Annotated in this window: 17 protein-coding genes, 4 tRNA genes and 1 pseudogene; 10 read left to right on the top strand and 12 right to left on the bottom strand. The window is 60.5% G+C overall.

The genetic code is table 11. The features are described from left to right. From GIW04_RS14990 to GIW04_RS31495, 4 genes and pseudogenes are all read left to right on the top strand, one after another. The coding region (locus tag GIW04_RS14990; protein ID WP_236479031.1) for an SDR family oxidoreductase at positions 1–273 on the top strand (273 nt) is incomplete at its 5' end. A gap of 200 nt (positions 274–473) precedes the next feature. Beyond that, entirely contained in the window at positions 474–1886 is a 1413-nt protein-coding gene (locus tag GIW04_RS14985; protein WP_120247741.1) for an aminotransferase-like domain-containing protein, read from the top strand. 80 nt (positions 1887–1966) lie between these two features. Beyond that, positions 1967–3109, top strand: a pseudogene (locus tag GIW04_RS31500) (HAMP domain-containing protein); the annotation flags it as partial. Beyond that, positions 3086–3967, top strand: coding sequence for a methyl-accepting chemotaxis protein (locus tag GIW04_RS31495; protein ID WP_413469044.1), 882 nt, complete (start codon positions 3086–3088; stop codon positions 3965–3967). The pseudogene GIW04_RS31500 and the gene GIW04_RS31495, both read left to right, overlap by 24 nt. A gap of 36 nt (positions 3968–4003) precedes the next feature. Here GIW04_RS31495 and GIW04_RS14975 read toward each other — a convergent pair whose 3' ends face one another. Both GIW04_RS14975 and GIW04_RS14970 read right to left on the bottom strand, forming a co-directional pair. After that, entirely contained in the window at positions 4004–4816 is an 813-nt protein-coding gene (locus GIW04_RS14975) for an alpha/beta fold hydrolase (RefSeq protein WP_003190076.1), read from the bottom strand. Between the two features lie 370 nt (positions 4817–5186). Then, positions 5187–5957 carry a hypothetical protein gene (locus GIW04_RS14970; RefSeq protein ID WP_032900506.1) on the bottom strand — a complete coding sequence of 257 codons (771 nt, stop codon included), beginning with the start codon at positions 5955–5957 and terminating at the stop codon, positions 5187–5189. A gap of 359 nt (positions 5958–6316) precedes the next feature. On the opposite strand from GIW04_RS14970, the gene GIW04_RS14965 reads away from it, so the two are divergent. From GIW04_RS14965 to GIW04_RS14945, 5 genes are all read left to right on the top strand, one after another. Then, positions 6317–6392: transfer RNA gene (locus tag GIW04_RS14965), tRNA-Glu, on the top strand. Between the two features lie 3 nt (positions 6393–6395). After that, positions 6396–6471: transfer RNA gene (locus tag GIW04_RS14960), tRNA-Gly, on the top strand. A gap of 105 nt (positions 6472–6576) precedes the next feature. Next, positions 6577–6652: transfer RNA gene (locus GIW04_RS14955), tRNA-Glu, on the top strand. Positions 6653–6655: 3 nt separating this feature from the next. Then, positions 6656–6731: transfer RNA gene (locus tag GIW04_RS14950), tRNA-Gly, on the top strand. A 226-nt stretch (positions 6732–6957) separates the two neighbouring features. Continuing rightward, entirely contained in the window at positions 6958–8901 is a 1944-nt protein-coding gene (locus tag GIW04_RS14945; RefSeq protein WP_236301312.1) for a tyrosine-type recombinase/integrase, read from the top strand. Positions 8902–8949: 48 nt separating this feature from the next. Here GIW04_RS14945 and GIW04_RS14940 read toward each other — a convergent pair whose 3' ends face one another. Continuing rightward, a complete protein-coding gene (locus GIW04_RS14940; RefSeq protein WP_236301311.1) occupies positions 8950–9597 on the bottom strand; it encodes a substrate-binding domain-containing protein in 648 nt (215 codons plus the stop codon). Between the two features lie 20 nt (positions 9598–9617). Here GIW04_RS14940 and GIW04_RS14935 point away from each other — a divergent pair, with 20 nt between their 5' ends. Further along, positions 9618–9995 (top strand): helix-turn-helix domain-containing protein, encoded by a 378-nt coding sequence (locus GIW04_RS14935; protein WP_442962800.1) that lies wholly within the window; start codon positions 9618–9620, stop codon positions 9993–9995. Between the two features lie 16 nt (positions 9996–10011). Here the strand turns inward: GIW04_RS14935 and GIW04_RS14930 are convergent, their stop codons facing one another. The 9 genes from GIW04_RS14930 to GIW04_RS14890 all read right to left on the bottom strand — a co-directional run. Next, a complete protein-coding gene (locus tag GIW04_RS14930) occupies positions 10012–10902 on the bottom strand; it encodes a LysR family transcriptional regulator (RefSeq protein WP_236301310.1) in 891 nt (296 codons plus the stop codon). An 87-nt stretch (positions 10903–10989) separates the two neighbouring features. After that, entirely contained in the window at positions 10990–11433 is a 444-nt protein-coding gene (locus tag GIW04_RS14925; protein WP_236301309.1) for a ribose-phosphate pyrophosphokinase-like domain-containing protein, read from the bottom strand. A 144-nt stretch (positions 11434–11577) separates the two neighbouring features. Continuing rightward, positions 11578–12582, bottom strand: coding sequence for a lipid A deacylase LpxR family protein (locus tag GIW04_RS14920; protein ID WP_268939239.1), 1005 nt, complete (start codon positions 12580–12582; stop codon positions 11578–11580). Positions 12583–12647: 65 nt separating this feature from the next. Beyond that, positions 12648–13142: a universal stress protein gene (locus tag GIW04_RS14915; RefSeq protein WP_236301308.1), complete on the bottom strand. Its 495-nt coding sequence runs from the start codon at positions 13140–13142 to the stop codon at positions 12648–12650. A gap of 81 nt (positions 13143–13223) precedes the next feature. Next, positions 13224–14975, bottom strand: coding sequence for a PHA/PHB synthase family protein (locus GIW04_RS14910; RefSeq protein WP_236301307.1), 1752 nt, complete (start codon positions 14973–14975; stop codon positions 13224–13226). Positions 14976–15155: 180 nt separating this feature from the next. Further along, positions 15156–16361 (bottom strand): sodium/glutamate symporter, encoded by a 1206-nt coding sequence (gene gltS / locus GIW04_RS14905; RefSeq protein ID WP_088137974.1) that lies wholly within the window; start codon positions 16359–16361, stop codon positions 15156–15158. Continuing rightward, positions 16358–17599: an acetate/propionate family kinase gene (locus GIW04_RS14900; protein ID WP_046482862.1), complete on the bottom strand. Its 1242-nt coding sequence runs from the start codon at positions 17597–17599 to the stop codon at positions 16358–16360. Before GIW04_RS14900 ends, gltS begins: the two co-directional genes overlap by 4 nt. A gap of 76 nt (positions 17600–17675) precedes the next feature. Next, entirely contained in the window at positions 17676–18428 is a 753-nt protein-coding gene (locus GIW04_RS14895) for an SDR family NAD(P)-dependent oxidoreductase (protein WP_088137973.1), read from the bottom strand. Between the two features lie 43 nt (positions 18429–18471). Next, positions 18472–19856, bottom strand: a 1385-nt coding sequence (locus tag GIW04_RS14890) for a bifunctional enoyl-CoA hydratase/phosphate acetyltransferase (protein WP_442962799.1), incomplete at its 5' end; no start/stop codon positions are given.

The following is a 19856-nucleotide window of genomic DNA, read 5'->3' as shown; positions in this document are numbered from 1 at the left end:
GTGATCGGCCTGACCAAATCAGCGGCCATCGAGTACGCGAAGAAGAAAATCCGCGTGAATGCCGTCTGCCCGGCCGTGATTGATACCGACATGTTTCGCCGCGCCTATGAGGCCGACCCACGCAAGGCTGAGTTTGCCGCAGCCATGCACCCGGTCGGACGCATTGGCAAGGTTGAGGAAATCGCCAGCGCCGTGTTGTACCTGTGCAGCGATGGCGCAGCATTTACCACCGGTCAGGCCCTCGCGGTGGACGGCGGCGCGACGGCGATTTAGGACGGCAGGTCGCGGGGCATTCGAAAACAGGGCCAGGTGCTGTGGGGCGTTTCCATGGCGGGCAGTGGGCTGTGCTCGAATATGTTTCACTAGGTAAATAACCCAATAAAATCAATACTTTAATAAAAGTTGGCGACCGGTTTTACCGGGCTTCTGTGCTTAACTGTTAGGGGTTAACAGACAGTTGAAGTGAGTGGCTCATGGATTTAGGGATCGATCAACAAGCCCTGGTACCGGTTGTTCAGCAGATCGTCAGCGCGGTGGCAGAATGGATTCGCAAGGAGGGGGTGAGCCCTGGCACACGCTTGCCGTCCATTCGCCAATTGGCCCTCGATAACCTGCTGAGCCAGGCCAGCGTGATCGAGGCATTCGAACGATTGGCGGCCCAGGGGTTGCTGGCCCCCCGACATGGCTCGGGGTTTGTGGTGGCGTCACCCACAACGGTCCACGAAAACCATTGGTATGAAGGGGCCGAACAGGGCTGGGGTGCATTCACCGATGGCCCACTGGGCCAGCTGAAGCTGGGCTGCGGCTGGCTACCCGACACCTGGCGCGAAAGCGATGACATCAACTACGCGATCCGCGAACTGAGCCGTACCGACACCGGCGGCCTGTTCAACTACAGCACACCCTTGGGGTTGCCGACGTTGCGCGAACAACTGCTCAAGCGCCTGACCCAGATACACGTGCCCGCTAGCCTGGAACGTATCCTCACCACCCACGGCGCCAGCCATGCCCAGGACCTGTTGATACGCACGCTGCTCAAGCCTGGTGATGAGGTGGTAGTCGAGTCCCCAGGGTATGGCAACCTCTATCGCCAACTGGCCTTTCAGGGGGTTACGCTGCTGCAAGTGCCGCGCACCCGTGGTGGCCCCGATATTCCGGCATTGGAAGCGCTGCTGCACACCCACCGGCCCAAGTGCCTGTTCATCAACAGCCTGTATCACAACCCCACAGGGACCAGTTTGAGCCGTCCGGTGGCGGAGCGCTTGTTGGAGTTGGCACGCGAGCGCGACTTCCTGATTATCGAAGAGGACGTTTACGGTGACCTGCAACATGCCAGTTGCACACGCTTGTCAGCGCTGGCCCATGATGACCGGGTGATCTATGTGTCGAGCTTTTCCAAGACACTGAGCGGTGCCCTGCGCGTGGGTTACCTGTGTGCCAATGCCGCGATCATCACGCAATTGGCCCAGCTCAAGACCCTGACAGGCATCGGCACCTCACGTTTTGCCGAAGCCATGGTGGCGACGTTGTTGAGTAACGGCACTTACCGTAAGTGGGTGCAGCGCCTGCGCAAGCGCCTGAACGCGCAGATGGCCGCGACGTTGCAGGTGCTGGAGGATGAAGAGTGGCAGGTATTTGCCGCACCCGCAGGTGGCATGTTCCTGTGGGCGCGACCGGGCTTGGCCGACCCTTTGCGATTGCAAGCCTGCGCCCAGCGCCTCGGTGTGTTGCTGTCGCCGGGGGCGTTGTTCAGCCCCACGGGTGAGCGCAGCGAATGGCTGCGCATCAATGTGGCCTACGCGGCTGACCAGCGCGCATTGACGCTGTTCCGCGCCATGGGCGCGGCAAGATCGACCTCGACCATTCTGAAAACGACGCACATGTAGCTTTTTGCCATTATTGCGGCGCCAGCGGCTTGTGCTCAGTGCCTCGGGGTTGCGAATCTCGCTGCTTGTAAACCTGGCTTATGGCATTTGCCATTGCAAGAGGATCAAGTGCAATGATTTCGGGCGTGCAACGACATTTCGCCAACCTCGGTATGGCAAAAAAACTCGGCTTGGGTTTTACCCTGGTACTGCTGCTGACGGCCCTGGTGGCGGCCATCGGTGTGTGGTCCCTGCAGACCATCGGCCAGCGCTTCGAAGGCCTCACGTCGATGTCGACGCTTAACAGTGACCTGCTCAAGGTGCGCTTGATCGAACAAGACTATGCGCTGCACGCCGACCCCAAGGCCGTTGATGCCCTGCATGTCAGTGTCGATGCGCTGCTGGCCCAGGCCACGCGTCTCAAGGCTCGGTCCGCCAGCAACGAGCGAGTGATGGGCGACGTTGAACAAGCCTTGGTCGCCTATCGCCAGGCATTCGATGAGTTCGTCGAGTTGACCCAGACCAAAGACCTCGCCCTGGAAATGGCCAGTTGGTCGGTGTCCAGCGTGGCCAATAACCTGGATGTGCTGCAAGCCGGGCTGGCGGATGACGGTGCCTATGGCCTTAAGGAAAGCCAAGGCAAGGAGGGCGCGGAGTTTATCGAGCAGGCCGGGCAGGTCAGCCAGGTGTCGCGCCTGATGTTGCAGGCCATGAACGAGGCGCGGGTACGCCTGGACCAGAGCCGCAGGGCAGACGCAGAGGACGTCGGGCAGGGCAAGATCGAGCAAGCCGACCAGGCCCTGGCTGAAGTCGAGAAACTCAAAACCACGGTCAAGGACCCCGGCTACCAGACCGTGCTCAATGAAGTCGCCGGGCATATCGCTTCGTTCAGTGAAAAGCTCGGCGAATACACCGCGCTGCTGGCCCAGGAAAAAGTGGTCTACACGCAATTGCATGACCGCGCCGAGCAAGTGGTGAACCGGGTCAACCAGGCGTATGCCGCCGAAGACCAGTCCATGCAAACACAGTTGCAGCACAGCACGCTGTTGATCATCGGTTCATCTGCTCTGGCACTGCTGGTGGGTTTGATCGCTGCGTGGGTGATCACCCGCTTGATTGTTGCGCCGTTGCGTGCGGTGATCGCCGTGGCCCAGCAGATCGCCTCGGGTGACCTGAGTGGGCGCATGGAGGTCAGCCGGCGTGATGAAATCGGCCAGTTGATGCAGGCGATGCAGCAGATGGGCAACAGCTTGAGCCAGATGGTCAGTGGGTTGCAGGCGGGGATCGAACAACTCGCCAGTTCCGCGCATTCGCTGTCCAGCGTCACCGAGCAAACCACCGCCGAAGTCAGCAGTCAGAAAGACGAAACCGAGCAGGTCGCCACGGCGATGAACCAGATGATCGCCACCGTGCACGATGTGGCACGCAATGCCGAGCAGGCGGCCCAAGCCGCGCAGACCGCGGATGCCAAAGTCGATAGCGGCCAGCAGGTGGTACGCATGAGCCTGCAGCGTATCGAATTGCTGGCCACGTCCAGCAACAGTGCCAGCGCCAGCATCGAAAGCCTCAGCGCGCAAATCCAGAATATCGGTACCGTGTTGAGTGTGATCCAGAGCGTGGCCGAACAGACCAATTTACTGGCCTTGAACGCTGCGATTGAGGCAGCGCGTGCCGGTGAGCAGGGGCGTGGCTTTGCGGTGGTGGCCGATGAGGTGCGGGCACTGGCCAAGCGCACCCAGCAATCGACCGAGGAAATTGAACGGCTGGTCAGCACCTTGCGCAGTGCGGCGCAGTCCTCGGTGCAGCAGATCCAGCAGAGCGGCGAGCTGGTGAAGCTGGCGGTCAGTGATGCGCTGGAAACCGAAGGGGCCCTGGGCAGCATTGCGGCGGCCGTTTCATTGATCCAGCAGATGAACCAACAGATCGCCGCCGCCGCCGAGGAGCAAAGCTCGGTGGCCGAAGAGATCAACCGCAGCGTTACCAGTATTCGGGCGAGTGCCGATCATTCGGCGTTGAGCATGCAAGGCAATGCCGCCTCGAGCATCCAGTTGGCGCAGTTGGGCGCGCAACTCAAGGGGATGGTGGGGCATTTCCGCCTTTGATCGCAGCCAAGGCGCTGCGATCTGAGGGCAGGGCAATCAGCCGTGGTTGGCGAGGAAGGTCAGCAGCGCCTCGTTGACGAAATCCGGGTTCTCGCGACTGGAGATATGCCCGGCTTCAGGGATCAGGATCAGGCTGCAGCCGATCAGCTCGGCCATTTCCTCGGATTCTGCCGGTGGCCGGGGTTTGTCCTGCTCGCCGCACATCACCAAGGTTGTGTCGGAGTCCAATCCAGGTAATTGCGCCAGGATGTCTTCGCGGCTGAAGATCAGGCGGCCCAGCGGCACGATACTGTCCAGCAAGCGTTCTTTGGGGAAGCTTTGCAGTGACTGGCGAAAATCCTGGTACAGCGCGGATTCGCGATCAATGTTCGGGCGGAAGAAGATCGGTGCGATCACATCCAGCAACGGTTCGGGGATCGCCCCGGCGTCTTCAATCATCTTGAACAGCGAGAAATAGTACTGGCGCGTTGCTTCGGGTTCGGCCCCGAGGTAGGTGTCCATCAGCACCACGCTGTTGATGCGCTGGGGAGCCAGCAGCGCCAGGCGTGCGCCCCACATGCCGCCGACCGAGAGGCCCACCAGGTTGGCCTGTGCGATGTCCAGGTGATCCAGCAGTGCCAGGGCCTGGCGGGCAAGGTCATCCAGGGAATGGGTGAGTGCTGGCAACGGGCCGGACTCCCCGTGGCCCCACAATTCGGGGACGATTACGCGGTATTGCTGCGACAGCGCTTCAATCTGCGGCGCCCACATGTCGCTGGCCCATAGGTAACTCGAACCCAGTAGCACGACGGGGCCGGCGCCCTGGTCGATATAGTGCAGCGGTTGTCCATCAATCACGGCGACAGGCATAACAGGCCTCTAATTTCACGGAGTGAGGGGCACTTTTTTACGCTAGTCGGAGGCGGGGGGATAGGTGCACATTGATGGCATGTGATGATTTGGGCGCTGTGGCAAGCAAGCTTACTCCCGCGACGGCCCGCCAGCCGCCGCTTATCTTCCGAACATCCCCTCACTTCAAATGTGGGAGCTGGCTTGCCTGCGATGACGGCCTGCCAGCCGATGCTTGCCTACCTGGCACCCCACAATCGAACTGTGGGAGCGGGCTTGCTCGCGAAAGCGGTGGGTCAGCAACATCAATGTTGCTGGGCCGACGTCTTCGCAGGCAAGCCAGCTCCCACCTTTGATCTTCGTTGCTTTGAGCATTGCGCTCGCGTTGCCATCAATCGTAAATAGCTTTCTTCTTCCACTCGGCGTCAGCGTCAACAACTTTCAAGCCCTCGGTCAACTCGTTGACTTCGTCCTCGGCAGGCTGGCTGTTGGTCAGCACTGTGGAGTTGGCGCGCGCCAATTGGGACTCCAGCAGTTGCAACTGGGCGCTGTAGAGCACCGGCTCCGGCTGTTTGCGCAGGTACTGCACGCCGCGCTCGAACGCCAGGCGAGCCTGGCCGGGTTGGCCTTGCAGCAGGGCGTGCTGGCCGAGGTTGTTGAAAAACTCGATGTGCAGCAGCACCAGGATATGCCGGATTTCCTTGATCCAATGCTTGGCCTCGTTGGTCGGCAGGAAGCCGTCCTGGGCGGCGCGGGTGACTTGGCCGTGCAGGGCTTCGAGCAAAAAGCGCACGTCCTTGGCCTTGGCTTCGGTCTGGATCGGTGCCGGCGGGTTGGCCACTGGAATCGACTCGCCTTGGGCGATCAGCGCATTCAGTTCGGTGATACGCGCCTTGAGTGGTGCGCTGGACTTGTTCAGGTTCAACAGGCGCTGGTTGACGTTCAGCTCCAGGCGAGCCAGCAACAGCTTGAGCGCTGGGGTCATCAGTTGGCCGGGGAAGGTCTCGGTGATTTCACCGCAGCGACGCAGCCGATCGTTAAGCTCGATCTCGGTGCGCTTCTTTTCCAGCTTGTTGTTTTCCACCACGTGGTTCATGTAGCCAATGGCGATCAGTATTACGATCCCGGCTATTACCAGCAGGGTGATCATGAGTGGTGTCACCGGTGTGACCTCTTTAATAGGGTGTGCTGTGGAGTGTAGTGACTGGGTCATCCGGCGGATAGGACCGATCGACCAGTTGCCCAGGTGATTTCTTCTATATAGGCAGGCGTTGTCTGAATGGATGCACATTGCCATCATTTGCCTGGGTGAACTATAGCGCCTTGTCGAACGCCAGAATATAGGCGCCAAGGCTCGGACGGTACCAATGCCCGCGAAGGCCGTGAAACCATGGCGAAGTCATTGATTTAAATAAATTTATCCTTGGGGGTTGACGACCTTTCAATCCATCCATAGAATGCGCGCCACTTACAGCGTAAAGCACACAGCGAAACGCGGTAGGGAGTGAATGTTGTACGTGTGTCCCCTTCGTCTAGTGGCCTAGGACACCGCCCTTTCACGGCGGTAACAGGGGTTCGAGTCCCCTAGGGGACGCCATATGCGGGAATAGCTCAGTTGGTAGAGCACGACCTTGCCAAGGTCGGGGTCGCGAGTTCGAGTCTCGTTTCCCGCTCCAATTTACAAGCAGTGTGGCCCTCGGGCGGCATTGAGTGAAACCAGGACCAAGTCTTCGGACAAGGCCTCTGGGCACTGGAACACACACCATGTGTTTCAGTAGCGTGTCCCCTTCGTCTAGTGGCCTAGGACACCGCCCTTTCACGGCGGTAACAGGGGTTCGAGTCCCCTAGGGGACGCCATTTGCGGGAATAGCTCAGTTGGTAGAGCACGACCTTGCCAAGGTCGGGGTCGCGAGTTCGAGTCTCGTTTCCCGCTCCAAGTTATGATCTACAGACATCTACTGACGTCTGTAAGTCGTTGAAAAGAGGGGCTTCGGCCCCTTTTTTCATTCCAGCGAGCGCCACGGAAATCCACCCACAGCCAGCCTTTTTTAGGCGCCAATCTAGGCACAGGAATACGGGTGAGACGGCTTCCGGATAGTTGCTGGGGCTGAGCGGGAACCATGACGAGCATAGGGCCTAAGTCATCACTTAGGAGCCTCGAAATGGCACTCTCTGATCTGACCGTCCGGCAGGCCAAGACCACCGGCAAACGCTACACCCTCTACGACAACGACTGCCTGAGCCTGATGGTCTCTGCCGCAGGCGGCAAGTCGTGGATCTTCCGTTACTGCTGGCTGGGCAAGCAAAAGCGCATGTCCCTGGGCAACTATCCCGCCCTCAGCCTGCGCGAGGCCCGCGCCGAGCGGGACAAGGCCCAGGTTCTGCTTGCCAAGGGAATTGATCCCCAGATCGAACGCGACCAGCGGCGGCACGCGGCCAAGCTGGCAGGCGAATACACCTTCAAGAACGTCTTCGACGCCTGGGTCGAGCATCGCCGCAAGGAACTCAAGGAAGGCCGTCAAAGCACGCTTTCGCAGATCCTGCGCATCTTCAACAAGGACGTGTTGCCTACCCTGGGGAAGATGTCGATCTACGACATTCGCCGGCCCCAGCTCGTGGGCGTCGTGGCGGCGATCGAGAAGCGCAAGGCGTTCACCACCGCCGAGAAGGTCCGCACCTGGTTCAACCAGATGTTCCGCTATGCCCTGGTCATCGCCGAGGGGCTGGAAGTCAACCCTGCAGCGGACCTGGACGTGGTGGCCGAGCCCAAGCCCCCGGTGGCCCACAACCCCTATCTGCACCTGCCCGAGCTGCCCGAGTTCCTTCAGAAGCTCCGACGCTATAACCCCCGGGGCTGGCAGACCCAGCTTGGCGTCCGGCTGCTGTTCCTGACGGGGGTGCGCACGGGCGAGCTGCGCCTGGCCGAGCCTGAGCAATTCGACCTCGACCGCGGCTTGTGGATCATCCCGCCGCAGGTCGTCAAGCAACTCCAGGACGAAATGCGCAAGGCCGGCAAGCGGCCGCAGGACGTGCCGCCCTACATCGTGCCCCTGTCCCTGCAGGCCATCGAGATCGTGCGCTATCTCTTGGGCGTGATGCGGCCGGCGCAGAAGTACCTGTTGTCGCACCGCAGCGAACTCAAGAAGCGCATCAGCGAGAACACTCTCAACAAGGCCGTGCAACTCATGGGCTACGAGGGGCGCCTGACCGGCCACGGCATCCGCGGCACTATCTCGACGGCACTCAACGAAATCGGCTACCCGAAGATTTGGGTGGACGCGCAGCTTTCGCACTCTGACCCGAACAAGGTCAGCTCGGCCTACAACCACGCCAAGTACGTGGAGCCTCGGCGTCGCATGATGCAGGACTGGGCAGACCGTCTCGACCTGCTCGAACAGGGCGAAGTGGAAGCCGCGAGCGCGCACCTGACCATCCGTATCGACGGGGTGCCGGCGATGGCGGAAGTGGAGGAAGCGGTGGGCGCGGTCCCTGCGGTGGCCGAGCCCACTGTCGCTGGTGTGCCGCCCGTGGTGGCCACGCCCATCGTCGTGACCCCGAACAGCGGTGGAATCACGTTCCAGCGGCTGTCGCAGGTGCCGCCGCCTCCGGTGCATGCCCCGGAGCCGGAGGTGTCCGCCATCCAGCGCGAGCGCGAAGAAATGCTGGCCATCTACGAGTCGCCGAACAATCTACCGGTCCCGCTGTTCGGCAAGCTGGCCGGGAAGTCCAAGGACCAGATCAACCGCGAGCTGAAAGCCGGCAAGCTGCTGTCCATCAGCTTGGGCAATCGGGGGCAGCGGGTTCCCGACTGGCAACTGGTGCCGCTCAAACACAAGCTGGCCCAGGTGCTCATGAACCAGTGCCCGCACGCGGATTCGTGGGATCTGTACCGCATGCTGACCCAGCCTCACCCCGACCTGGGTGATCGCGCGGCTATCGATGCGGTCACGCCGACCAACGTGCCTGCGATCATCCGGGTCCTCATGGGCGACTACCAGCGCCATGAGGATGCGCACGAAGTCATTGCCATGCGGCCCGTCCCCGAGAATGTGCGGCTGAGCGTCCGTCGGCTGGTGGATAGCGCCGCGGTGCTTGAGGGGGCTTAATCCCTGCTTCAACCTATGGCCAGGGTCATGGCCCCGGCCATAGGGGTGTCATTGCGTGGTGGCGTCAGCCCCGGTGACTTGCAGCGCTCTGCGCTCGAATCGCTCCGAAACGGAGTCGGCTTGCGCGTGGGGCCGCTGCAGGTAGGTCACGATTTCATAGGGGCCTTCGGCGAGGGGGCGCATGGCGATCCCCCACCCATGGGCACGCTCGATGCACGATCGCGCAGATACTCCGATGCCGTAGCCCGCCGCAACCCATAGCGCCATCATCTCGAAAGAAGTCACCCGCTGGATGATTTTCTGAGCCGTCGGCATGAGAGAGGCCAGCATCTCATCGAGCAGGGAGCAAGTCTCCGCCTGCCAGCGGTAGATTGGGTAGTCCTGAAGATCGGTGATGGTAAGCATCTCCTGGTCGATCAGGCGGAACTGCGGCGGCATGGCCACGGCCATGTTCTCGGTCCACAGGGGGTGCGTGATGAGGGCCGGGTCGCTGCCCCCGTGCGATGATACCCCGACGTCGTAGCGGCCCTCGTGAAGTCCCTCAAGCAGAGCGTCACCTGCAACCTCATGAAAGCTGAGGATGACGCCTGGTTCTTCCGCGCGTTGCCGTGCGAGAAGCGCCGAAAGTTGTGCTGAAGCTACGCCTGGCGCTACCGCGAGCCTGAGACGGGGGGACGGGCTGGTGGCATCGTGCATAAGAGCCCCCAAGAAGAGAATTGATCAAGAAAACAAGGCGACATGATAAGCATGAGTTAAATTTGACGTGGTTAAATTTTAGTCATTGCTCGACGCTTCTGCTAATGCAGAAGCGTACTGTTCAACGAGGTCGTCCCCCAGGCACAACCCGATATGAAGCCGAGCCAGCCCTGGCTTTCGGTAAAGCTGTGCGCGCGTTTCGCAAGGATCAGAAAGTTGCCCAAGAGGAGTTGGCTGCGCTGGCTGGGATCGAGCGTTCGCATATGGGCAAGATTGAGCGGGGGGAGCACATGCCCTCCTTGGCCGTGATATTGAAGGTCGCCACTGCGCTCAAGATCAGTGGCACCGAATTGATGGCTGCAACGGAGCGCAACATGAGCTCCGCTGTCGAGTCTTGAGGCTGGCGTCGAGGCGTTAGCCGCCCAAACCTTCGCGTAGGCGAATGATAAATCGCTCCAGCGAGACCGGCACATCGTCACGGTCAGGTCGAAGCAGGTAGGTTGTGATGATCGCTGACTCCACGGCCAAGGGGCGGATCACGACGTCCGGTCGCTGGCTGGCCGGAATCTTGGTCGCCGCTATAAAGCCGACACCGTAGCCGGCGCCGACCAGCGTGAGCATCATGTCCAGAGAGGTTACATGCTCGACGACGTTTTGCCGGTGATCGAGAGGCCCAAGGAGTCGCGCCAGTTCATGGCAGTAGCCCTCGCAAACCCGTGGGTCGCACAGGACGAGCGGATGGCCACCAAGTTCATGGAGAGGAACCTCCTTGTGGGCGAGCAGCTCGTGCCGGGCTGGAATGGCGATGACCAGTGGATCTTCCCAGATTGGCTCAGCAATGATGCCCTCGCCCACATTCGCGGTGTGCGCGAAGCCGAGCATGAAGTCGCCTGATCGGAGGCCACGGAGTTGGTCAGCCAGCGGAACTTCGGATAGACGAACCTCCAATTCCGGTTCTTCTGCACGGCATTGGGCGAGAAACGCTGATAGTCGAGGGTCAAGCGCTCCGTCGGATACAGCTATGCGCAGGCTGCCTCGCATTCCGGCTGCTACAGCTCGGACGTTCTCACGTGCCTGCTCCAATATGGAGAACAGGCGCCGGGTATCTTGCAGGAACGCAGTTCCTGCGGCAGTTAGCTTTGTTCCTCTGCGGTTTCGCTCAAAGAGAAGAACTCCTAGCTCTTCCTCCAGTTCTTTGATTGCACGTGATAGCGGTGGCTGCTCAATATGCGAACGCTCGGCGGCCTGTGTGAAATTCAGCTCTTCTGCCAAAGCGATGAAGTAGCGAAGGTGTCGCAATTCCATGAGCAATGTTCCTATTCAGACGCCCCCAGACCTCTTTCTGTTGGCTGTGCTTTATCTAGCGTTCAAGAGCCCAGTCAATCTACGGCGCTAAGGTTCAATCTTTACGATGTCACCAATGTCCTGTGCGTATGCGAGTGCATAGCGGTGCAGATGCGGATCCACCGTGAGCAGCTTGTCCAACGTCGATGAGACCATGCGTGCGAAAGACCGCGACGTCACGCTTTCGCCGTCATGGAATCGCTTGTCCTGGCGCATGTACGCCAGGTATGGTGCAACCAGATTCACCTCGCGCGCGCCGAGCTCGCGCGCGGCATCAGCGGCAAAAACCAAAAGCAGGAACTGCTGATCAGGATGGGTCAGCGTGCAAATCAGATCCACGTCCTGGCCGGCAGGTTCGCCATGCAGTCGGACAAAGCTCTCGCCATCGGGGAATCGGCGCGTTTCGATGCGGCCGACATCGCTGCCATATGTCTGCGAGAGACGTCGGGCGAAATCTTCGTTGCCTGGAATGGCAAGAGTGAGTCGTTGCATGCAGTTGTCTCCTTTCTCAAGGGGTTGTCCTTGGTCGCTTATCGAAACTCGGGAGCTTGGTCGGAGTCGGTGCTTCAACCAGACGTGTGCCGACGAATAACGACGGGATGGCCCGTGTTGAGTCCAGGAAGGAACTGATCTGCATCAGAATTTCCGTCCTACAGTGATCGTTCCGTAGACCGGGATTTCGTCTTGCCCCCGGAATTCGCGTGTGCGGTGGTAGCGGGCTATCGCGATGCGCCAATTGCCATGGGTCATCGCGACGCCGTAGCCGACATCTGCCACGAGTGACCGTTTATCAACGCTATGGCTAGACTTGAAGGTATTGCCATCCAGCGTGATGTCGTGCAAGACCCAGCGGGCGTCGAGTGCTACGAAGAGGTGTCCGTTCCAGTTACCTGCAGCGGTCGTGCGCACGGGCGAGGTATTTTCTCCAGCCGGCCGCAGCGGTGCGGTGCCTAAATCGTCTGGCAGGCGCAGGCCATAGCGCAATTCTCCCCCGACATTCGCGTAGGTGGCGAAATTGCCGAAGCTGCCGCCCCAGTGGCGGGTGAGGTCCCAGCTCCAACCGCTGACGTTTTCTTGCCTGAAGACTCGCGTTCGGCGTTCGTGCAGCAATTGCAGTACAGGTTCGTCGCGCAGTTGGTGTCTCCAGCCATTGAATTTGTCCACTCCGATGGTGTCATGCCACCAGTTCTGGGTTTGCCTGGCCAGGGACGAGGGGCCTACAACGCCGATACGGATTTGTGAGGTGCGCAGCGTATCGCCGCGCCGCGCGTTGTAGCCAAGGCTCAACATCATTGCGCCTGCGAAAGGGCGGTCGTCTTTGATCAGATCGCTGCGCGTTTTGTCGCTCGGGGTATACATCATCTGCCCGAAGCCGATAGTCATGTTCTGTTCGTCGAAACCCTCGGGTTGCAGCACTGTGAGAAAACGATTCAGCCCACGGACGAGACGCGGTAGGCAAGGGTCATCGCGATAGTCCACAAGATTGGGGGAGACCCAACTGACGAGAAACCCGTTGGAGTACCCTTGATCTTGTCCAATGCCGCCGAACATGTCGTTGTCGATCCGCAGATTGAGCGTTCCAGTTGCGCGGAGCGGGTTGTCCTGTTGGCAGGACTGGGCCTGTGCGGAGACGCTCAGCAATAGCAGCACCAAGGAGGTTGCGATTCTGAGCCTCCGTTCAGCGGGGTGGGTGGACTGAAATTTCGTCACGCTGGCGTGGCACTCGGCCCAGGGGACGCAGTCGCAATGACTGATTGGGGCTGGCGCACCAGCATCACGGGAACTGGTGCTATCCGAGCGAGTTGCTCGGCATCGCTTCCCAGCAGCAGCCGGTCCACGCCCCGGCGTCCGTGGGTGCCCAATACGACCAACTCGCATCCGGTGGCCAGTGCCTGCTGTGCGATGAGCACCGAGACGCGCTCTCCCTTGCTCTCCAGAAGCACGGTCTCTACCGCCAGGCCTTCCTGCCTCAGCGGGAGTGCCGCCTCGTCAAGCAGCTTCTCCCCGGCTGCCAGGAAGCCTGGCCTTACCTCTTCAATGTAGATTCTCGGCCTTTCGAAGCCGTTGCTATGCTTCATCTCCTCGATGATGTGCAGCAGGATGATGGTTGCACCACTTAGGCGCGCCAGCACCGCAGCGTGGTGGAGGGCCAAATTGGCGGTGGGACTTCCGTCGAGCGGAACCAGGAGTCTTGAGTACATGAATGTCTCCAGTTATCAGAATAGGGCCTGTCGAACAAATATTGCGTGTACGGGCAGCAGCCGCCGGGGGTATCGGATTATTCAGCTGCGCACATATTCCCCCGGGGCATCGCAAATAGTGGGGTATCCATTGGATTCAGACCCCATGAGCGGAGGCGCAACAACATCACCGGAACGCTCCTGGAGCCATGCTGACCATGCCGGCCACCACGAATCTAGATGCGTCTGTGCAGTGGCTTGCCACTCGTCCGGCGCCATGTACCCCTCATTCACGGCGCGCGTATGGATTTGATACTGGCGCTTGCCTCGGCCAGGCTCGCTCACGATGCCGCCGTTGTGCCCTCCGGTGGTCAATACAAAAGTCAGTTCGGCTGAAGACAGGAGATGCAGCTTGTAGACGGAGCGCCACGGCGCAATATGATCGGAGGCAGTGCCGACGCAAAACATCGGTACGGTGATGTTTCCCACTGAAACCGGACGACCCAGGACGGGATAGCGCCCTGCGCTGAGATCATTATTCAGGTAAAAGCGTCGGAGATATTGCGAATGCATCTTCGCCGGCAGGCGAGTCCCATCGGCATTCCAAGCCATCAGGTCGGTCATTGGCCGACGATCGCCCAACACGTACTCGTCGATCATGCGAGACCATACAAGATCGTAGGCGCGCAGTAGCTGGAAAGCGCCACTCATCTGGCTTGAACTCAAGTAGCCTGTTTGAGCCATACTGGCCTCCAATAGCGCCACCTGGCTCTGGTTGATGAGAAGGCCAAGCTCGCCTGGCTCGCTGAAGTCCGTCTGCGCAGCCAGCAGGCTTACGGACGCCAGCCGCGTATCGCCATCGCGCGCCATGGCCGAGGCCCCAATAGACAGCAATGTCCCGCCCAGGCAATAGCCAGCCGCGTGGATTTCCTGCTCGGGGACGATGGATGTCACGGCGTCCAGCGCCGCACGCAAGCCGAGCTCAAGATACTCATCCATGCCCAAGTCTCGATCACCAGCATCCGGATTTTTCCAGGAGATGCAAAAAACCGTATGGCCTTGTGCAACGAGATACCGTATCAGCGAGTTATGGGGAGATAGATCGAGTACGTAGTACTTCATGATCCAGGCAGGAATGATCAGTATCGGCTCAGGATGGACTTTCTCGGTAGTGGGCGTGTATTGAATCAACTCGATTAATTGATTCCTCAGTACGACTTTTCCTTCCGTCACCGCCACGTCGCGCCCAACGACGAAGTTCTCGGTTCCCGCAGGAGGCTCACCGGATAGTTGTCGGCGCAGGTCATCGAGAAAGTTGGACATGCCACGCGCCAGGTTGGCGCCTTGTTCTTCTATCGTTTTTTTCAGGACAACGGGGTTAAAAAGCGCAGAATTGGTCGGCGATACCATTTCCAGCCATTGCTTTGCGCCAAACGCCAATAGGCGTTCGTGTTGTGGATCAACACCCCATACACCTTGCGTGGCTTGCTCCCACCATTTGGATTGAATAAGAAAGGAACTGCGGAAAAGGTTGTAGGGCCATTGATCCCATGCCGGATCGTTGAAACGACGGTCATTGGTAGGTGACGGTTCAGGAGATGCAACTTCCTGGTCCGGACTGACCAAGCTCTTTTTCAGCAGAGACATCCATTGCTCAGACAAGGAGCCTGCAAAAGACAAAAGCTCCGATTGCTTTCCGGGGCTGTTCGCTAAATGGCTTGCCCAGTCCGTCCAAGCCAACAGCGACGATTCAGGTGAAATTGAGGACCAAGCCTGGGCCCAAGCCATATGCGCTTGCATATCCAGTGCTGGAACGATTGTCGATGAAGTATTACCTTTCCTGTTTTCTTTCAAAACGCATTACCTCAACTGCCATTCAAATAGATGAAGCTCCCTCGTTTGAACACGGGGGTAGTTGTGCTCGCTTGTGTTCATGCACAGCGGCACTCATGTCATCAGCGCTTTTGCGATGACAGTGTGTCGGCGTGCTAGATATGTCTCCGCCTACCGGCGCATTCCGTTAGTTCTTTCGCCTTAACCGGCCATCAGACTGATCACCAGTGCGTTCGCAATGTCGATGACGAACCCGCACACCAGGGGCACCACAATGAACGCCTCGCGCGCAGCACCATGCTCCCGAGTGACCTCCGTCATGTTGGCGATGGCGGTGGCGGTAGATCCCAGCGCAATTCCGCCGAAACCGGCGCATATCACTGCGGATTGGTAATCCCTGCCCATTGCCCGAAAAACGATCAGAAGAACGAATGCGATGACCAGGACGATCTGCACCAACATCGCCACGGTGATGAAGGCAAGCACGGGCTGCAGCTCCCAGAGCCTGAGGCCCATCAGCGCCATGGTCAGAAACAGGCCCAATGACATGTCGGAGATCAGGGCGATGCCTGGCTGCATGCTCGGCCAGTTCCATAAACGCCCGCGCCCACTCGGCCTCATCCAGTCGCCCACCATGCGCAGGAGAATGCCGGCTAGCAGACAACCCACAAAGGCGGGTAGCGTGACAGGGGTAAGTGCGACCAAGGCATTGATTCCTGAGCCCAACATCAAGGCGAAGTTCAGCCAGAGCAATGCCAACAGCAAGCCGTAGTAGTCCAGACGGGCATGCTGTTCATCGCTGCGCAGCGTGCCAATCTCCAGGGCGCTGTCCCCGGAGGCGCGAAGTTGATATCTGCGTATGAGCAGGCTTGCGATTGGGCCACCGATGGTGCAGGCCGCGATCAGGCCGATCATGTTCGCCGCCATCCCCAGTTCCTGCGCCTGAGCAATGCCGAGGGCTTCAACGAAGTAATCGGACCAGGCCAAGGTGGTGCCCACCCCGCCGGTCAGGGAAATGGACCCGACCATGAGTCCGGCACGCGGATCCAGGTCGAATGCGCGGGCCAACTCCATTCCAACGAGGTTCTGCAGCACCATGAACCCGATGGCCAGTCCCGACAGGATCAGCAAAGGGCGTCCACCATGGCGCAGCGTGCGAGCGTCGGTACTCAGGCCAATAGCGGCAAAGAAGTACAGCAGAATGACGTCGCGCGCTTCCAGATCGAAACTGACCGTGACCCCCATCCCGTAGTACAGGACGAAGACAACCAAGGCGCAAGCCAAGCCGCCCACCAAGGATTCCGGGATGCTGTATCGACGCAAGATGCCCGAACGCGCTACCAAGCCCTTGCCCACAAACAACAGCAGAATGGCGAGCGTGAATCCATGGAAGGCATCGATCTTCATCGCACCTTCTCCCTGTCCAGGCAGGACAGCGCATGGCTGGCGGCGATCCACTCTTCATTGGTGGGTTCGATCGCCACGATGACCTGGCTGTGGTCGCTGGAAATCGTCGCCGCGTGGCTGGCATTGGCGTCGGTATCCAGGGCAATGTTCAGAAAACCCAGTGCCGCACCGATGCGCTCGCGAATGAACGCATTGTGTTCACCGACACCTGCCGTGAACACCAGCATGTCCAGACCGCCCAGAACAGCAACCAAGGCACCGATCTCGCGCACGATGCGACGCACGTAGAGGTCCAGCGCCAAGCGCGCTCGCTCACCCGTTTCACCTTCATCGTTCTCGTGCCGGACAATGACGCGCGGCTCGGCCGAGATTCCCGAAACGCCGAGCAGACCGGACTCGTGATAGAGGACACGCCCCACTTGTTCCAGTGAAAGCTTCTCGATCTCCATCAGGTAGAGCACGGCGCCTGGATCGAGCGCACCGGTGCGGGTGCCCATCATCAGGCCGTCAAGCGCGGAGAAACCCATGGTGGTGGCGACGCTTTTGAGTCCTTGCATGGCGCACAGGCTGGCGCCACTGCCCAGGTGGGCAACGATGGTGCGCCTGCGCGCCGCGTCGCCATGGCGTTCGGGCAAAGCCTCAGCCATGTACTCATACGACAGGCCGTGAAATCCGTACCGGCGCAGACCGCGCTCCCATGCGGCGTAGGGCAACGGCAGGAGCTGCTCGAGCTTGGGGATGGTGTGATGGAAGCCGGTGTCGAAGCAGGCCACCTGAGGCAGCTCCGGCTGTTCGCGCAGCAGAATATCGATGGCTTCCAGCGCGAACGGCTGGTGCAGTGGCGCCAGCGGGATGTATCCCTGCAGATCGGTGAGCACCTGGGCGTCCACCCGCACTGGCTCGAAATACCTGCTGCCACCGTGGACGATCCGATGAGCGACCGCACCTATCCGGCGGCCGTCGAGCCGCTGACTGACGCGATCGCGGATGATGCGCAGCGCGGCACGATAGGGATGTGCCGTGTCCAGTTTGATCGGGAACGGCGCAACCCCGGTCTCTTCGAAATCCGGATCGGCGCCGCCGATTCCCAGCACTTTGCCATTCCACAACGCCTGGCGAGGCAGTGGCGTGGCCGAAGGGTCGAATACCGCAAACTTGATGCTGGATGAACCGCAGTTCAGTACAAGGATCAGTCCGTGCCCGGGGCGTCCGGAGCGGGCCGTGGTCGCATCCATCATGTCGTCCTCTTTTTGCCCGGCCACGGTGACGTCGCCACGGTGTTCGGATATGCCTGCACGCTCATCGTCGTCAGATTCAGCGTGCCGTATAGCCGCCGTCGGCGATGAGCTGGGTGCCCGCAAAGAAGCTGCTTCCTTCCGATAGCAAAAACGCCACGGCATGGGCGATTTCGTCCGGGGTGCCCAGACGGCCGATCGGATGCAGGCCAACAGCCTCCTGAAGGGCCGATTCGTCGAGGAAATCCAGGATGGGCGTCCGCACGTAACCGGGATGGATCGAGTTGATCCGGACTCCCTTGGCCGCATAGGCCAGCGCTGCCGAGCGGGTCAGCCCGGTAACAGCGTGCTTGGCTGCGACGTACGCTGGGTTTCCTGCATCGCCGACCACCCCCAGGATCGAAGAGACGTTGACGATGGCGCCGCCACCCGAACGCAGGATGGCGGGAATCTGATGGCGCAGGCCATAGAACACGCCGTTCAGGTTGATATCGATTACCCGGCTCCAGGCGGCAGGATCCAGTTCCCCCACTGGGCTCTGGTCGCCACTGATACCGGCGTTGTTGACCGCAAAATGAAGGCCGCCGAACATATCGACTGCGCAGGCCACAGCAGCCTGAACCTGGTCGATGCGTGCCACGTCGGCCACATTGGCCACGGCTTGGCCGCCATCGGTGTTGATGAGCTTGGCGACGCGCTCGGCATTGTCGGCACTGACATCCGAGACGACGACACTCAAGCCGTTACTCGCAAGAAGTCGCGCGATGGCCTCGCCAATGCCGGATCCTGCACCGGTGACCAGGGCTACGCGGCCAGAAAATGAGTACTTCATAGTGTTTCCTCCAATGGGGTGGATACGTTGCTGATAAGTCGATTCACGGGGGTGACAGCCGATAGTGGTGCGCCAGCATCAGTGCAATCGCGCATGAGGCGATGCGTGTATCGCGCGAGTCGGCGCGGCTGGTCAGAATGACCGGCACTTTCGCTCCGAGGACGATTCCGGCGCTGGCTGCGCCGCCCAGGAATATCAACTGCTTGGCAAGCATGTTGCCGCTCTCCAGGTCAGGCACGACAAGGATGTCGGCCTGCCCGGCGACCTCGGAGACGATCCCCTTGGTGCGCGCAGCGGCGATGGAGATCGCGTTGTCGAAGGCCAACGGCCCGTCGAGCAGGCCGCCAGTGATCTGGCCGCGATCGGCCATCTTGCACAGCGCCGCCGCGTCGAGCGTGGCCGTCATCGTCGGGCTGACCGTCTCGACTGCGGCCAGGATTGCGACCTTGGGTTCGCGCACGCCGATCACCTGCGCCAGCTCGATGGCGTTGCGGATGATGTCTGCCTTCTGTTCCAGAGTCGGGGCGATATTGATCGCTGCATCGGTGACGATGAACGGGCGCGGATAGGCCGGTGTCTGCAACAGGAAGCAATGGCTGACCCGGCGCTTGGTGCGCAACCCCGCTGCTGCCGAAACCAGCGCGGACATCAGTTCGTCGGTGTGCAGGCTCCCTTTCATCAGGGCTTCGACTTCGCCATTGGCCGCCAAGGCTACGGCTTGCTGCGCGGCGGCGTGGCTGTGGGGTGTGTCCACAATGGTGACGTCGGCCAGATCCAGCCCGGCCTCTGTGGCGACTGCTTCCAGCCGCGCCCGTGATCCGACCAGCACCGGTTCGATCAACCCCGCGTGGCGTGCTTCGAGCGCAGCGGACAGACTGGGGGCATCGCAGGGATGGGCGACGGCCACCCGAATCGGTTGCAAGTGCGCGACGTGCGCCAGCAGGCGTTGCAGGCCTGTGTGGCCCTGCGCATCCGGGTGGATTTCCGGCAACGCGGTGCGCGTTCGTTCAATGCGCTCAGTGGGCGCCGCGACCTCTACCTGGCCTTGGAAAACCGCCGCATCCTCCTGGTTGGTGCAGGCGCAGGCCAGCGTGATACGCCGAGTGGCGGTGTCCTTGCTGGTCACCTGCACTCGCACGGTCAGCCTGTCGCCGGGCCGAATCGCCCCGAGGAAGCGCAGGTTCTGGCTGACATGCAGGGTTCCGGGTCCCGGCAGGCGTGTTCCCAGCACAGCCGAGATCAGGACGTTTGCACAAATGGCCTCGGTGGTGTCCCGCGAGGGCGAAGACACCGAAGATTCCGGATCCACATCATCGCCCGATTGCAGCGCGAACATCTGGATGTCTTGCGGCGAAAACGCGCGTTCGAGGCTGGCGCTGTCGCCAATGGCGATCTCGTCGAAGGTGCGGTTGCGCAAAACCTGCAATG

The sequence above is a fragment of the Pseudomonas sp. PA-4-8C genome, from assembly GCF_021606625.1.
Lineage (GTDB): Bacteria > Pseudomonadota > Gammaproteobacteria > Pseudomonadales > Pseudomonadaceae > Aquipseudomonas > Aquipseudomonas lactis.
Note: the sequence above shows the minus strand (reverse complement) of the source record. Positions and strands in the feature narration are given on the sequence as shown.